The organism is Micromonospora sp. NPDC005172, assembly GCF_040608555.1.
Lineage (GTDB): Bacteria > Actinomycetota > Actinomycetes > Mycobacteriales > Micromonosporaceae > Micromonospora.
Genome location: NZ_JBEXIL010000016.1, coordinates 29,446 through 41,573, shown reverse-complemented (window position 1 = coordinate 41,573; position 12,128 = coordinate 29,446). Strand labels below are relative to the sequence as shown.

16 protein-coding genes are annotated in these 12,128 nt (G+C 70.3%); 9 read left to right on the top strand and 7 right to left on the bottom strand.

The features are described 5' to 3' along the window. Positions 1 to 15: 15 nt before the first annotated feature. Positions 16 to 585 (top strand): hypothetical protein, encoded by a 570-nt coding sequence (locus tag ABZV06_RS13725; protein WP_355621331.1) that lies wholly within the window; start codon positions 16 to 18, stop codon positions 583 to 585. Between the two features lie 23 nt (positions 586 to 608). Next, positions 609 to 1,700 (top strand): winged helix DNA-binding domain-containing protein, encoded by a 1,092-nt coding sequence (locus tag ABZV06_RS13720; RefSeq protein ID WP_355233274.1) that lies wholly within the window; start codon positions 609 to 611, stop codon positions 1,698 to 1,700. A gap of 25 nt (positions 1,701 to 1,725) precedes the next feature. Here ABZV06_RS13720 and ABZV06_RS13715 read toward each other — a convergent pair whose 3' ends face one another. After that, complete coding sequence (locus ABZV06_RS13715) at positions 1,726 to 2,295, bottom strand: hypothetical protein (RefSeq protein ID WP_355621329.1); 570 nt, start codon at positions 2,293 to 2,295, stop codon at positions 1,726 to 1,728. Between the two features lie 128 nt (positions 2,296 to 2,423). Beyond that, complete coding sequence (locus tag ABZV06_RS13710) at positions 2,424 to 3,635, bottom strand: DUF418 domain-containing protein (protein WP_355621326.1); 1,212 nt, start codon at positions 3,633 to 3,635, stop codon at positions 2,424 to 2,426. Between the two features lie 55 nt (positions 3,636 to 3,690). Here ABZV06_RS13710 and ABZV06_RS13705 point away from each other — a divergent pair, with 55 nt between their 5' ends. Continuing rightward, positions 3,691 to 4,455, top strand: a complete 765-nt coding sequence (locus ABZV06_RS13705) for a TetR/AcrR family transcriptional regulator (RefSeq protein ID WP_355621323.1) — start codon at positions 3,691 to 3,693, stop codon at positions 4,453 to 4,455. A gap of 13 nt (positions 4,456 to 4,468) precedes the next feature. Here ABZV06_RS13705 and ABZV06_RS13700 read toward each other — a convergent pair whose 3' ends face one another. Beyond that, positions 4,469 to 5,383, bottom strand: a complete 915-nt coding sequence (locus tag ABZV06_RS13700) for an SDR family NAD(P)-dependent oxidoreductase (RefSeq protein ID WP_355621320.1) — start codon at positions 5,381 to 5,383, stop codon at positions 4,469 to 4,471. Between the two features lie 100 nt (positions 5,384 to 5,483). Between ABZV06_RS13700 and ABZV06_RS13695 the strand changes: the two genes are divergently transcribed. The 3 genes from ABZV06_RS13695 to ABZV06_RS13685 all read left to right on the top strand — a co-directional run bounded on the left by ABZV06_RS13695 (position 5,484) and on the right by ABZV06_RS13685 (position 8,083). Continuing rightward, on the top strand, positions 5,484 to 6,149 hold the full coding sequence (locus tag ABZV06_RS13695) for a TetR family transcriptional regulator (protein ID WP_355233264.1): 666 nt from the start codon (positions 5,484 to 5,486) through the stop codon (positions 6,147 to 6,149). 73 nt (positions 6,150 to 6,222) lie between these two features. Then, positions 6,223 to 7,107 (top strand): S41 family peptidase, encoded by an 885-nt coding sequence (locus ABZV06_RS13690; RefSeq protein ID WP_355621317.1) that lies wholly within the window; start codon positions 6,223 to 6,225, stop codon positions 7,105 to 7,107. 205 nt (positions 7,108 to 7,312) lie between these two features. Next, positions 7,313 to 8,083: an alpha/beta hydrolase gene (locus tag ABZV06_RS13685; RefSeq protein ID WP_355233262.1), complete on the top strand. Its 771-nt coding sequence runs from the start codon at positions 7,313 to 7,315 to the stop codon at positions 8,081 to 8,083. A gap of 22 nt (positions 8,084 to 8,105) precedes the next feature. On the opposite strand, the gene ABZV06_RS13680 is transcribed toward ABZV06_RS13685, so the two are convergent. Next, positions 8,106 to 8,792, bottom strand: a complete 687-nt coding sequence (locus ABZV06_RS13680; RefSeq protein WP_355233261.1) for a Type 1 glutamine amidotransferase-like domain-containing protein — start codon at positions 8,790 to 8,792, stop codon at positions 8,106 to 8,108. A gap of 227 nt (positions 8,793 to 9,019) precedes the next feature. Between ABZV06_RS13680 and ABZV06_RS13675 the strand changes: the two genes are divergently transcribed. The 3 genes from ABZV06_RS13675 to ABZV06_RS13665 are packed head-to-tail and all read left to right on the top strand — an operon-like array spanning position 9,020 to position 10,088. Continuing rightward, a complete protein-coding gene (locus ABZV06_RS13675; RefSeq protein ID WP_355233260.1) occupies positions 9,020 to 9,397 on the top strand; it encodes a DUF2089 domain-containing protein in 378 nt (125 codons plus the stop codon). Beyond that, positions 9,397 to 9,654: a hypothetical protein gene (locus ABZV06_RS13670; RefSeq protein ID WP_355233688.1), complete on the top strand. Its 258-nt coding sequence runs from the start codon at positions 9,397 to 9,399 to the stop codon at positions 9,652 to 9,654. Before ABZV06_RS13675 ends, ABZV06_RS13670 begins: the two co-directional genes overlap by 1 nt. Before the next feature lie 11 nt (positions 9,655 to 9,665). Further along, complete coding sequence (locus tag ABZV06_RS13665; protein WP_355621314.1) at positions 9,666 to 10,088, top strand: hypothetical protein; 423 nt, start codon at positions 9,666 to 9,668, stop codon at positions 10,086 to 10,088. Positions 10,089 to 10,375: 287 nt separating this feature from the next. Here the strand turns inward: ABZV06_RS13665 and ABZV06_RS13660 are convergent, their stop codons facing one another. From ABZV06_RS13660 to ABZV06_RS13650, 3 genes are all read right to left on the bottom strand, one after another. Next, positions 10,376 to 10,723 carry a GlsB/YeaQ/YmgE family stress response membrane protein gene (locus tag ABZV06_RS13660; protein WP_355621311.1) on the bottom strand — a complete coding sequence of 116 codons (348 nt, stop codon included), beginning with the start codon at positions 10,721 to 10,723 and terminating at the stop codon, positions 10,376 to 10,378. A 93-nt stretch (positions 10,724 to 10,816) separates the two neighbouring features. Continuing rightward, the gene (locus ABZV06_RS13655; protein ID WP_355621308.1) at positions 10,817 to 11,719 is read right to left on the bottom strand and encodes a hypothetical protein; all 903 of its coding nucleotides are present in this window, start codon (positions 11,717 to 11,719) and stop codon (positions 10,817 to 10,819) included. Beyond that, positions 11,716 to 12,117 carry a hypothetical protein gene (locus ABZV06_RS13650; RefSeq protein ID WP_355621305.1) on the bottom strand — a complete coding sequence of 134 codons (402 nt, stop codon included), beginning with the start codon at positions 12,115 to 12,117 and terminating at the stop codon, positions 11,716 to 11,718. Before ABZV06_RS13650 ends, ABZV06_RS13655 begins: the two co-directional genes overlap by 4 nt. Between the last annotated feature and the right edge of the window lie 11 nt (positions 12,118 to 12,128).

Sequence of the window (12,128 nt, the reverse complement as noted above, 5' to 3'; positions counted from 1 at the left end):
TGAGGAATTCTGATCATGCGTCGACGCCTGGCCGCTCTGCTGTCCGTACCGCTGCTCGCCCTGCCCACCGCCTGCGCCGCCGCATCGCCGACGACACCACAGTCGCCGCCAGCCCTCACTACGCCGGCACCCGCGCAGTCGTACTGGCCGGTCCAGGACGTATTGATGGCCGCCGCCGGAACTGTGGAAACCCATGCCGCCCGGAACTGGTCACGGGCCTACACCTCGGTCAGTCTTGACGTACCCGGAGGGGTGCTGCTCGTGCACCGCGTCCCCACCCCCGGCTTCGACGCCGAGATCCGCCCGCTGGCGCGAGGGGTGACGGTGCGCTTCGTCGACGCGGCTTACTCCGCGCGGACGTTGGACGGATGGTTCGAACGGGTCCAGGCCGACATGGACTACTGGCGACGTCAGGGGGTCATGATCCACAGCCTGTGGTGGAACGGTGAGGGCTCGACCGGCCGGTGCCTGACCGCGGAGGTGGGCAACCCACAGCGCGACGCTGTCCTCATCACCAGGCACTACGCCGACGTGTCCATCTGCGTCCGCCAAGGATGGCCCGCGGAGCCGCTCACCGCGAACTGACCGACCGCAGCTAGGGTGCGGTCATGGTCGATCGGCGTCAGGTGATGAACTTCCGCGTCCGGGCACAGCAGCTCGACCGGGACAACGGCGCGCTCGCCGACACCGCCGTCCTGGACCTGGGCGTGCAGAACACCGGGCCGGACGGTGCCCGCTGGGCGCTCGCCATCCGTGGCGTCGACGTGACCGCGTTGTCCGACGCCGACGTGGTCCTGCTGTGGACGGTGCGGGGCGCCCCGCACCTCTACCGCCGGGCCGACGTCGGGCGCGTGGTGGCGGCGGTCGAGCCCTTCTCCGACGCCGATGCCGGCAAGCGCATCTACGACGCTTCGAAGCCGTTGAAGGCCGCCGGCATCGCCAACCTCGCCGCTCTCGACGAGGTGGCCGCCGGCATGCGGGCGATCGTCACTACGCCCACGGTCAAGGGGGACGTCTCCGGCCGCCTGGCGACGATGCTGCCCGAGCCGTACCTGCGGTTCTGCCGGCCGTGCGACGCCACGCACCTCTACGAGATGCCGTTCCGGCTCGCCGCCGCGCGGGCCGGGTTGGAGTTGCAGCTCGACACCTCGCCTCCGATCCTGCGACGCATCGTCGGGTTTCGAAAGGCAGCCACTTCCGGCGACCGGTTCGACCTGATCCGCGCGTACCTGCGTCTGCTCGGCCCGGCCACTCCGAAGCAGGTGGCCGACTACCTCGACGCCCCGGTCAAGGACGTGAAGGCGAGGTGGCCCGACGACGTGGTCGAGGTGACGGTCGACGGCGAGACGCGCTGGCTGCTGGCCGCCGACGAGGAGTCGTTGGGGTCGGGCAGTGTCAGCACCGTCCGCCTTCTCGGCCCGTTCGACCTGTTCCTCCAGGCGAAGGACCGGGCGACGCTGGTGGCCGACGCCGCCCACGCGAAGGAGTTGTGGCCGGTGCTGGGTCGCCCGGGCGCGGTCCTGGTCGACGGCGACATCGTGGGCACCTGGCGTCCCCGCAAGGCCGGCACGTCGTTCACGGTCGCGGTCCAGCCCTGGCGGAGGCTTTCGGCCGGCGCCCGCGACGCCATCACCGCGCAGGCCGAACGCCTCGCCACGCACCGGTCCACCACTCTGGCCGGCCTCGACTTCGCCGGCTAGAGACAGCGGAGCCGGCATCAGGCGTTCAGCGCCGCGCCCGCGTACGCCGGTAGTAGGACCAGCCGGCGAGCGGCAACGCGATCGCCCAGGCCACGAGCAGTGGGAGGCCGATCAGGACACCCGTCGGGGTGAAGATGTCCTGCTCGCTGGTCTCGGCGAGGTCGGCGGCGAACTGCCAGGGCAGGGTCAGCGAATAGCCGATCATCAGGGCGGAGCCCAGCACCGTCGGAGTCAGCGGCACCCACGGCGGCACCTGGTGGCCACGCAGCCAGGGCACCCACCGGGGGAAGGTACGCCCCCAGTCACTGATCAGGCCGAGCGCCAGGACTCCCCCGAGCCCGGCGAGGACGCACAGCAGACCCAGGTAGAACGCCCCCGCCGGCAGGCCCAGGAACCCGTCGACGGGGTGGTCACCGACGCCGGGCCCGCGACCGTGGTACCACTCCTCGAACGGTTCGGCGTGCGCGAACAGCGGGATGCCGAGGATCCAGGAAACGTGCAGCGGGATGAAGCCCAGCACGGGCGCGATCCACGCCACGTGACCGGCTCGGCGTGCCCACGGCGGCGGCTGCGATGCTTCCAGGCTCTGGTTCACGGTCGTCACTCCGTATCGATGCGGTGGTTCCCTCCGGTCCCACACTGCGCCACCGGCGTGCCGGGCGGATCCCCGCGCGGAGGGAGCCGTGTCCCTGCCTCCGGGGAGGTCGCTCGCCAGCGTCGACGTCACCCGCTCGAGTTCGCGCCGGTCCCTGCCGTCCTTCCGATCGTCAGCCGCCGTAGCACCCACTCGGCCGGCCCGTACCGGTGCTGGCGCAGCCACCACGCGCTCACCGCGAGCTGCACCGCGTAGCTCAGCACTGCCAGCCCGGTCGTCCCGACCGGCGACACGCTGCCGGCCAGACCGAGCCCGATCCCGGTGAAGATGAGCAGCCCCAGCAGCGACTGCCCCAGATAGTTGGTGAGCGCGATCCGCCCCGCCGGTGCGAGGGCCGACCGCACGAAACCCCACCGTGGGCTGTGCATCATCCGCAGCAGGGTGGCCACGTACGCAGCCGTCAGCAGCGGCGCGGTCGCCGCGCTCACGCTCACGGCCAGTGGCTCGCCGTTGCCGCCGCCCAGCGCGTACAGCACACCGCCCGCGATCCCCACGGGGAAGCCGACCCACTGGATCCGCCGTAGCGCCGGCTCGTGACCGCTGACACCGGCGAGGAGCCGTCGTCGGCCGGCAACCATGCCGAGTAGGAACATCGCCAGCGCCGTCGGCCCCTGGAACGTCGCGGACTGGAGCACCAGGAGGGGCAGCCCGGAGAGGTGGTGGCCAATGACGTCGCCCCACCCACCGAGCATCGCGGCCGTCGCCTTCTCGGCGTTGGCCATTGCCTCGGCGCGGGTCGGCAGGAACGCCGCGGAGTTCACGAAGAACCCGCTGGCCAGCAGGCTGAGCAGCACGATCCCGTAGAGCAGGCTGGCGACGCGCAGCACCGTCCGGTCGCGGACCCGGCGCATGGCGAGCAGGACCACACCGACCACCGCGTAGGTCATCAGGATGTCGCCGCTGTACAGGAGGACGGTGTGCAGGGCGCCGAGGATGAGGAGGCCGGCGATCCGGCGCAGCATCCGCGGTCCGAACGCGGCGCCCGCGCGCTCTGCGGCCTTCATCTGCAGGGTGAAGCTGTACCCGAACAGGAACGAGAAGAGGATGTAGAACTTCATGTCGACGAACACCGCTGACAGGAGCCGCGCCGCGTCGTCGAGGACCGACGAGAACGCCGGATCGGTGGTCAGGTTGCCCGGGTAACCGGAGGCCATGAAGGTGATGTTCACGACGAAGATCCCGAGCAGCGCGAAGCCCCGCAGCGCGTCGACGTCGTGCAGGCGCTGCTCGGCGGGTGCCCGACTCGTCGTGGCGCGGTCCGCGCCCGCTGACACGTCCATATGCTTCTCCTTCGTCCGGCCCGACGACAGGCTTAATGTACAGGAGATACTATCCATGGGACACGAACTGCCGTCAATGGCCGACGAGGTGCCCGCCGACCTGGCGCGGCTCTGGCGACTGTCGACGTCCGCACGCCGAGGCCGGCCCGCCGAACTCGACGTCGACCGGATCGTCGGGGCCGCGGTGGACCTGGCGGATCACGAAGGCCTGGACGGAGTGACCCTGCAGAAGGTCGCGCAGACTCTCGGCTTCACCAAGATGGCGCTGTATCGGCACGTGGGCTCGAAGGAGGAACTCCTCGAACTGATGGCCGACCACGCCTACGGGCCCGCCCCCCGGCTGGACGCGGACGTCTGGCGCGACGGCGTACACCTGTGGGCGGCGGCGATCCGCGCCCGGTACGCCGAGCACCCGTGGCTCGTGGAGGTACCGGTCGCCGGCCCGCCCCGGGGGCCGAACGCCATCGACTGGATGGACGCGTTCCTGCGGGCCCTGCACGACACCGGCCTGGACCCGAGGACGAAGGCCGGCGTCCTCGTGGTCGTCAGCGGTTACGTACGCAACGCGATCCTGCAGGGCCGACAGATGGCCGAGGGCCGCAGCGGCACCGGGCTCAGCCAGGCGGACGTCGAGCGGGACTACGGCCGAGCCCTCGCCGCGCTCGTGCACCCGGAGCGCTTCCCCGAGGCCGCCCCCATGTTTGCGGTGGGCGCGTTCGAGAGTGAAGCGGGCGAGGACCCGGAGGATCAGGACTTCGTCTTCGGCCTCGACCTGATTCTCGACGGCGTCGAGGTCGCCATCGCGCGGCGCACCCGCTGACGGGCGACGGGCGTCACGCGGCGGCGGCTGCCCGGCCCACCGGGAACCGTACGCCGGTGAGGTCCTCCGAGACGGCCCAGAGGCGCTGCTGCACGCTCAGGTCGTAGGAGTCGGGGCTGGAGGTGACCAGCTTCGGGTGGCCGCGCGTCTCGCCCACGCCGTCGGGGCCGTAGTACTGCCCGCCGAGGACTGACGGGTCGGTGGCGGCCCGCAGGGTGGGCAGCGCACCCGACGCCGCAGGCTGGGTGATCACCGGGGCGAGCAGGGTGATCGGCGCGCGGACGATCGCCGGGGAGTTACGGACCAGCTCGGTGTCGGAGACGCCCGGGTGCGCGGCCACCGCGACGGTGGTGCCGTGCGGGGCGAGCCGGCGCTGCAACTCGTAGGTGAACATCAGGTTGGCGAGCTTCGACTGGCCGTAGGCGGCGACCCGACTGTACGACCGCTCCCACTGGAGGTCGTCGAATCCGATGGCGGCGCGGATGCGGTGGCCGACGCTGCTGACCGTGACGACCCGCGACCCGGGCACCGGCAGCAGCAGGTCCAGCAGCAGGCCGGTGAGCGCGAAGTGGCCCAGGTGGTTGGTGCCGAACTGCATCTCGAACCCGTCGCGGGTGGTCTGCTTCGGCGTGTACATCACGCCGGCGTTGTTGATCAGCAGGTCGATCCGCGGGTGGGTGGCGCGCAGGCCGGCTGCGGCGGCGCGCACGGACTCCAGCGAGGTCAGATCCAGTTCCTGTACGGAGACGTCACCGTTCATCCGGGCGGCGGCCCGCTTGCCCTTCTCGGTGTCGCGCACGGCCAGCACGACCGACGCCCCGCGCTCGGCGAGGAGCCGGGCGGTCTCGAAGCCCAGCCCGGTGTTGGACCCGGTGACCACTGCCACCCGGCCGTCCTGGCGCGGAATCTGCTGCTCGGTCCACTTCATCTCAGGCTCCCAATGTACCGCCGGTAAGTTATAGTCAAAAGGTAATGTACCGCCGGTACGCTGTCAAGAGACCGGCGGTACCTAAGTTAGGGTGGCGGTCATGACGTTCCAGCGGGCGCGCAACGAGGAGCAGCGCGCGGTCCGACGCCAGGCGATCCTGGAGACGGCCTCGGCGATGCTCGACGAGATGCCGGTGACCGACGTGACCCTCAACGAGCTGAGCCGTCGGGTCGGTCTGGCCAAGACGGCGGTGCTGCGTTATTTCGAGTCCCGCGAGGCGGTGCTGCTCGACCTTTTGGACGACCGGACGACGACCTGGCTGGCCGAGCTGGAGCAGGAGTTGGCCCAGGGCGTCGACCCGACCCGGTCGGCGCTGGACCGGGCCGAGCAGGTGGCCGACGTACTCAGCCGGTCGCTCGCCGCCGAGACGGTGCTCTGTGATCTCTTCGGCGCGCAGGGCGGGGTGCTCGAACACAACGTCTCGGTGGAGGCGGTCCGCAGGCACAAGCGCGCCGCACTGGCCAACCTCGCGGTGATGGCCGACCTCGTCCGCCGGCACCTGCCCGAGGTCGGCGATCGCGCCGAGCTGTTCTGCCTCCAGATCCTGCTCGTCGGAGGCGCGTTGTCCGCCTACAGCGCACCGCCGTCGAGCCTGCTCGCCGTCTACGAGTCCGAGCCGGCGCTCGCGGTCTACCACATCGACCTGCGGACAGCCCTGCGCGTCGCGATCATCACTCCGCTCGTGGGCATCCTGCCCCGCACCTGAACTGCGCGCGCACCGGAAATCCGAAGCGGAACCGGATGGCCAGGAAGCTGCCAGCGGTCTATCGTGGCCGGTCATGCTGTCAAACGAACAGATCATCGGACGGGCCCTGGACCGGATCGAGGCAGGGTACGTCTTCCCTGCCAAGGTCGTGGACATCGATGCCGCGATCCGACGCCGTCTCGCGGAAGGCGAGTACGACGACCTGGACGGGCCGGTGCTCTGCGAGACGGTGACCGCCCACCTTCAGCAGGTGTGCCCGGACAGGCATCTGCGGCTGCTGTGGTCGGACCAGCCGCAGTCGCTGGACCCGGCGGACGAGGACGGGGGCAAGGCGGCCTTCCTCGCGCTGCTTCGCGCGGAGAACCAGGGAATCCGCCGGGTCGAGCAGGTGGACGGGAAGGTCGGGCTCATCGACGTGCGGCGCATCGCGTACGCCGACGAGGCCGCGCACACGATCGGCGCGGCCATGCAGCTGGTCGCCCTCAGCTCGGCGCTCGTCCTGGACCTACGCGCGTGCGTCGGCGGAGCGCCGGAGGGAGCCGCGATGTGGTGCAGCTACTTCTTCAGCGACGATCAGGTGCACCTCAACGACTTCTACGAGCGTTCCACCGGTGCCACCCGCCAGTTCTGGACCGCCGCGCACCTTCCTGCCCCGCGCTACGTGGACCGCCCGGTTTATGTGCTCACCAGCGCGGCGACGTTCTCCGGGGGTGAGGACGTCGCGTACACCCTCCAGGCGCACGGTCGAGCTGTCGTCGTCGGTGAGACGACACGGGGCGGCGCGCATCCGACGGCCCGCCACCCGGTCACCGAACACATCCTGGTGACCGTCCCGACCGCCCGCACCATCAACAGCGTCACCGGCTCCAACTGGGAGGGCGTCGGAGTGGTCCCCGACGTACCCGTGCCGGCCGACCAGGCACTCGACACGGCCCTCAAGGCCATCGCGAACGCCTAGACGAATATTCCTGACCCTTGCTGGGGCGGTGACCCTCGGTCACCTCCGTGGGTGCGGATGCGGCGAAAGGGGTATACCTCAGAGTCATATTCATACCTCTGAGGTATACCGCTCACGAGCACATCGACACGGTGGGCAGCCACAGTGGGAGGGCTCCGCGCCCGAGCAGCTTGCGGTCGTGCTCGGTCGGTGATCGGATGCCGTCATGCCGGGGACCTGGCGTACGTCCTCGATCTCGTATCGGGCCGCCGACGGCAGCGAGTTGCCCCTGCTGGTCGTCGAGCCGGACGGCCTGCCGCCGCGCGCCGGCATCGTCCTGTTCCACGGCGGCGCCCTGCGCGGTGGATCGCCCGACGGGCTCGGTCCGCACTGCCGCGCGTTGGCGTCGCGGGGAATCGTCGCGGTCTCGGCCGGGTACCGGCTGCTCGATCGTGGCGCGGTCAGCATCGACGACTGCCTCGCCGACGTGCGCCGCGCGGTCGCGCGGTTCGGCCGACTGGCCGCGTCGCGCGGACTCGAAGCGTCGCAGCTGGCCTCGGGCGGCAGCTCGGCCGGCGCTCACCTGGCGATGCTGGCGGCCCTGACCCCGTCCGGCACGGCACCGGAGTCCGACGTAGCGGCCGTGGTCGCCCTCAATCCGGCGGGACTCAACCTGGGCGTCCTCGCGCCGGACGCGCAGCGCCGCCTGGAACGGCAGGTTGGCGTCGACGCGGGCAGGTTGGTCGACTATTCGCTGATCGAGTTGGTCCGGCCGGGCAGCCCGCCGATGCAGATCCACCACGGCACCCGCGACGATGTCGAGCCGATCGGCGCGGCACGGCAGTTCCGGGACGCCATGGTCCGCGCCGGCAACGAGTGCGCACTCCTGGAGTACGCGCACGCCGAGCACGGGTTCCACTATCCCGGCAGCAGCAGACACTTCGCCGGTGTCATCGACGCCACCGAGCTGTTCCTCGACGGGACAGCAACGCCCTGAACCGGAGCGGCAGCGTCCGCATTCAGGGGTTGATCAAACTCCACTCACCCTCGGAGATGACGTCGACAGTGCCATCGACCACCCTGATGGCGGTGTTGTCGTCGATGGCGTAGGTCGGGACCGGGATTTCGGACGCCCACTTCTCGATGGTGGACAGTTCGGTGTCCTCCATGTCCGGATGGTTGAGGTGCGGGTACAGCGTGAAGTCCACCAGCCCCAACGCCCGGTCGGCGTCCTGCGCCATGTCGCTGCCGTCCGGGACGAATTGCCTGTCGAATTCGGCGTCGCAGTTGTAGGGGGTGACAGCGATGCTCCCGGCGCTGACCCCCACGTAGACCGTGTCGCTCAGCGTCGGCAGGAGGTCCGCCAGGCCCGACTGGCGCAGCCAGTGGGTCAGGTACAGCACGTCGCCGCCCCAGACGAGGAGGGCATCGGCCTCCCGGACCGCCGGGACCCAGTTCTCCTCCCGGATGGTCGGCAGCGCGGTCAGCTCCAGCAACCCCAGGGACTTCCAACCCAGCTGGCACAGCGGGATGTCGGCCCGACCGTGCACTGCCTTCCACGCCCTCTCGGCCCCGCCGGGAAAGGGGTAGACGGCGGTAGGGACGAACAGGGCCGTGGCCTCGGCGATCGGCTTGCCCAGCAGGTCGACGAGCGCGTTGGAGATGCTCGGGTTGCTGATGCCGCCCGACGTGAGAAGAAACCTCATGACACCCGCTCTCCTCGCTGATCCGAGCGACACATCGCTGGATCATCCGGCGGCAGCCGACCCACCGTCAACTGGTGCCCGACGATGCCAGGCCCTGTCGCTGGTGGACGCGGTGACTCCGGGACAGGGCATCGGCGAGGCACGGGAGCATCGGCCGATCACGACAGATTAAGAAAATTAAGATCAGGATCTAGGAAGTTGAAGATTCTTAAGCTATAACTTTAGTTATGACAGAGCAGGCGATGGACTGGCAGGAACTGACCAGCCTGACGCGGGGGCAGCCGTTCGTCGTCGAACGGGTGCGCCTGGCGGGCAACGGTGTCGCGATCGAGGGCGAGTTCGAGCTGCCGCAACTGGCTCAGCTCAACGTCGAGGACCAGGTCTTCGTCACGGCGTTCGTGCGCTGCCACGGCTCGATCAAGGAGATGGAACGCATCTTCGGGGTGAGCTATCCGACGATCAAGTCACGACTCAACCGGATCACGCAGATGCTCGACTTCGTCGAGACCGACCCAGCACCCTCGCGGGCCGACATCATCGACCGGTTGCGCCGCGGTGAGATCACCGCCCAGCAGGCGTTGGCCGAGCTGGACGGCCGGCCGTGATGCCGCAGTTGGTGACCGTCAAGGTCGACCGCCCGGACCGCCGACCCCTCCGCTTCTGGGTTCCGGTGCTCCCGGTCGTACTCCTGCTCTTTCCGGTCGTGGTCCTGGTCGTGCTCGCGGCGATCGTGGCCTGCCTGGTGTTCCGCATCGGTGCGGTACGGGCACTCGGCGCCGGTTGGCGCGTCATCTCCGCGCTGCCCGGCGCCCACTTCGACATCGAGCAGGGCCGCACGGCCGTGCTCGTGGCTATCCGATAGGAGAGGTTCGAATGACCGAACAACGCAAGGACATCCTCGAGATGCTGGCCGCCGGCAAGATCACCGCCGAGGAGGCGGAGCAGCTCATCGCCGCCCTCGAACGGGATCAGGCGCCGGTGGCGGCAGGTCTCGACGCTCGCCCCAAGGGCAAGGTGAAGTACCTGCGGGTGGTGGTGGACGCCACCGACAACGGCGAGCCGTCGCGGGTCAACGTGCGGGTGCCGCTGCAACTGCTGCGGGCCGGCGTACGGCTGGCGGCGCTGGTTCCGCCGCAGGCCCTGGTCAAGGCGAACGCCTCACTCAGCGACTCGGGCGTCCCGATCGACCTGACGCAGCTCAAGCCCGAGCAGTTGGAGGCGCTCGTGGAGCACCTCGACGACGTGACCGTGGAGGTGGACTCCCCCGATGCGACAGTGCGGGTCTTCTGCGAGTAGCCGCCGTCCGAGAGGACGGCCCCTCGAGAGGGTGCTGCAACACCCTCCCGAGGCTGCGCCCGCCGCAGCAGGCACAGTGAACTGCCAACCTGAAGTCTAGCCACCGACCAGCGACCAGCGGAGGGACCACTCGCCCGGGTGGTCCCTCCGCCACGCCCGTCCGCCCGTCCGCTCGCCCGCTCGCCAAGATCCGCGCCACTTCCCTGATACTGCTGCCTCCGCCACTCGGGAGACACCAACATCCCTGATCTTGTGCGGATCTTGGGAGCGGATCAGCGTGGCGGGGATCAGGATTCGCTCTTGGCCTTGCGGCGCCGGACCCGCCGACGAGGGGTGTCGTCACCGCCGGCAAGCCGGGTGAAGGTGAGCATGTTCGCCAGCGCCACGGCGATGATCGCGAGGCCGACCTGGATCGCGAGCACGATCCAGTCCCAGCGCAGCACCCACACCCGCACGCCGGCGTCGTCGTCGACGTGCAGCGCCCTGGCGACGACAGTTCCCAGCACCGCCGAGCCGACGCCGAGGACGAACGTGGCGAAGATGCCGATCCGCTGCCTCCCCGGCAGGATGAGCCGACCGAGCAGGCCGACGAGGGCGCCGATGAGCACCGCGCCGAGATAACCGGTTACCAGCATCGCTGTCTCTCCCCTTCCAGCAGTGCCGGGATACATGCCCGGTTTTCACGTTCCCGGAAACCCCGCCCGGCCGCCGGCACCTGACCCTGGGGATCACCGGTCCTTGCGAAGCAGGAGGGTCACGGCCTTTCCATCGGCCGCGCCGAAGGTGCCGTCGGTGGGATGGCCCAGCGCGGCGCCGAGGGCGCGTACGTGCAGGTCGACCACCGCCTCCACCAGGTCGGCCAGCACGGACACCGTGCCGCGGCCCTGTCGCCAGCCCGCCACGCACAGGCCGAGGCCGAGGATCGCCGCGGGCCACCACAGCAGGCCGAGCGCCAGATACAGCAGCCCCCAGCCCACCCGTCGGGCGGCGGCGGCGAAGTCGGCCTGCGCGAGGGCGAGCGGTCCTCTGGTCTCCTCGGGCAGCAGCAGCCACAGCCGGGGCCATGCGGCGGCCAGGTCCAGGCCGTAGCAGGCCCGCACCCGTACCGCCGTGGCCTGCATCCGGTCACCGATCCAGGTCGGGCGGTCCGGCTCGGTCAACGCGATCCGGTCGCAGGCGCGGGCGAGCGCCTGGGTGTCCGGTAGTGGTCCGGCGTCACCGTCGGCAGACCGCAACCGGCGTGCCTTGTCCCGCAGGGCGTTCTCGTACCGGTCCATGGCGGCGTTCCACCGGCGTCGCCGCCGGCGGGTCACGGCATCGCCGGCCCGACCCCAGTGCTGGGTCCACAGGGCCACGACCAGGCGTTCCAGGCTCTGGGCGGCCATCGCGGCGACGACACCGCCCAGCACGACACCGAGGACGATCAGCAGCGCGGAATCGGTGCCCCGGGCCGGTGGTCCGAGGGCGAGCCGATCCACCTCCTGCCGCAGCAGCCGCAGGTCCCACCAGTGGGTGTGGCCGAGTCGCACCGCCGCGGCGACCATCGCCACGAACACCACACCGGGCAGCGCCAGTCCGGCGAGCCACCGCTCTGCCAGCTTTCCGCCGAGCGAGGCGATGACCGCGTTCACCGGTCCATCCGGAACGTCGGCAGTGGGCAGTCCCACACGGCGCAGTGCGGCGACGGGCCGGTGTCCGGCCGGGGGATCTCGACCCGGTCGCACAGGTCGGCGGGGCACACCTGGACCACTTCGGGGCGGCGGCCGTGGATGCCGGCCAACGGCAGGTAACGATCGCTCCGTACGGTTGTGTCACCACCGACCAGGCCACCGACGCGCATCAACTCGGTCACCTCGGCGAGCACCGCGTCCACGCCCTGATCGGACAGTGACCGATCCCGCAGCCGCGTGAGGGCCCGGGCCGGTTCCGGCCCGAGCAGGTCGCCCACCTGCGCGATGTCCGCGCAGATCCGGGCCAGTCGAGCGGCCCGGTCGTCGTCGAGTCGCCTGTCCGGCGCCGATTGACTCATCGGCCGATTAT

Bases quoted from the DNA above. Each gene is read 5' to 3' on its own strand.
- ABZV06_RS13725 (WP_355621331.1), top strand. From the start codon at position 16: ATGCGTCGACGCCTGGCCGCTCTGCTGTCCGTACCGCTGCTCGCCCTG.
- ABZV06_RS13720 (WP_355233274.1), top strand. From the start codon at position 609: ATGGTCGATCGGCGTCAGGTGATGAACTTCCGCGTCCGGGCACAGCAG.
- ABZV06_RS13710 (WP_355621326.1), bottom strand. From the start codon at position 3,635: ATGGACGTGTCAGCGGGCGCGGACCGCGCCACGACGAGTCGGGCACCC.
- ABZV06_RS13705 (WP_355621323.1), top strand. From the start codon at position 3,691: ATGGGACACGAACTGCCGTCAATGGCCGACGAGGTGCCCGCCGACCTG.
- ABZV06_RS13700 (WP_355621320.1), bottom strand. From the start codon at position 5,383: ATGAAGTGGACCGAGCAGCAGATTCCGCGCCAGGACGGCCGGGTGGCA.
- ABZV06_RS13695 (WP_355233264.1), top strand. From the start codon at position 5,484: ATGACGTTCCAGCGGGCGCGCAACGAGGAGCAGCGCGCGGTCCGACGC.
- ABZV06_RS13690 (WP_355621317.1), top strand. From the start codon at position 6,223: ATGCTGTCAAACGAACAGATCATCGGACGGGCCCTGGACCGGATCGAG.
- ABZV06_RS13685 (WP_355233262.1), top strand. From the start codon at position 7,313: ATGCCGGGGACCTGGCGTACGTCCTCGATCTCGTATCGGGCCGCCGAC.
- ABZV06_RS13680 (WP_355233261.1), bottom strand. From the start codon at position 8,792: ATGAGGTTTCTTCTCACGTCGGGCGGCATCAGCAACCCGAGCATCTCC.
- ABZV06_RS13675 (WP_355233260.1), top strand. From the start codon at position 9,020: ATGACAGAGCAGGCGATGGACTGGCAGGAACTGACCAGCCTGACGCGG.
- ABZV06_RS13670 (WP_355233688.1), top strand. From the start codon at position 9,397: ATGCCGCAGTTGGTGACCGTCAAGGTCGACCGCCCGGACCGCCGACCC.
- ABZV06_RS13665 (WP_355621314.1), top strand. From the start codon at position 9,666: ATGACCGAACAACGCAAGGACATCCTCGAGATGCTGGCCGCCGGCAAG.
- ABZV06_RS13660 (WP_355621311.1), bottom strand. From the start codon at position 10,723: ATGCTGGTAACCGGTTATCTCGGCGCGGTGCTCATCGGCGCCCTCGTC.
- ABZV06_RS13650 (WP_355621305.1), bottom strand. From the start codon at position 12,117: ATGAGTCAATCGGCGCCGGACAGGCGACTCGACGACGACCGGGCCGCT.